Here is a 924-nt window from a genome sequence, read left to right on the forward strand (position 1 = left end):
GCGCGCTCCTCGGCCAGCGCCTGCGCGGCCACCGCCTGCTGGGCGGCGGCGAGGGCGCGCCGGTGCGCCTCGACGCGCTCGCCCAGGCGCGCGGCCTCGGCGGCGGAGCGCTCCAGGGCCTGCTCGTCGGCGGCGGCGGCCCCGCGCGCCGCCTCGTAGCGCTCCCACGCGGTGCCCGCGGCCTGCTGGGCGGCCTCCAGGGCGGCTCCCGCGGCCTTCAGCGCCTCCGGCGAACCGGGCAGGACCTCCAGCGTGCGCCGGACGTCCGCCTCCTCCTCGCGGGCGGCCTTGACGGCCGCGCTCATCCGGTCGATCCCGGCCAGGCGCTCGATGAGGCGGCGCCGCTCGCCGGGGGTGGCCTTGACGAGGGTGTCGAGCTCCTTCTGGCGGGTGACGAAGGCCGCGGTGAACCCCTGCGCGTCCAGGCCGCCGAAGCGCTGGGCGATCCAGGCGTTGGCCACCCGCACCTTGTTCACCGACTGCAGCACGCCGTCGACGCTGATCTGCACGTACGGGGTGTCGTTGCGGCCCTTCAGCCCCCGCTCCACGACCAGGCGCTGCCCGTCGTGCACCAGCGTGACCACGCCGCGGACCGGGCCGCTGGTGCCCTGCCGGCGCAGGGCCTGCACGCTCACCCCGTCCGGGGTCACGCCGTACAGGACCCACAGCAGGGTGATCAGCAGGCTGGACTTGCCCACGCCGCGGGGACCGTTGAGAGCCGTGACCCCCGAGGGCAGCGGCTGCATGAACGCCGAGCCCAGCGAGCGGATGTTCACCGCCTCCAGCGACTCCAGCGTGATCACCAGGGGGTCTCCTCTCCCGTCGTGGCGTCCACCCGGGTCGCCGCCTCGGCCTCGACCCACACCTGACGCGGATCGGCGTCCGCGGCAGCCGGTCCGTCCCCCCCGCCCTGCTCGTCGGCCC

The 924-nt window shown here is 76.5% G+C and carries 1 protein-coding gene; it reads right to left on the reverse strand.

Annotated features, from left to right (window positions below; translation table 11 throughout):
* A partial coding sequence (locus GTQ99_RS23620) for an AAA family ATPase (protein WP_166618070.1) occupies positions 1-803 on the reverse strand: 803 nt, incomplete at its 3' end.
* Positions 804-924: the final 121 nt, after the last annotated feature.

This window comes from Kineococcus vitellinus, assembly GCF_009906315.1.
Classification (GTDB): domain Bacteria; phylum Actinomycetota; class Actinomycetes; order Actinomycetales; family Kineococcaceae; genus Kineococcus; species Kineococcus vitellinus.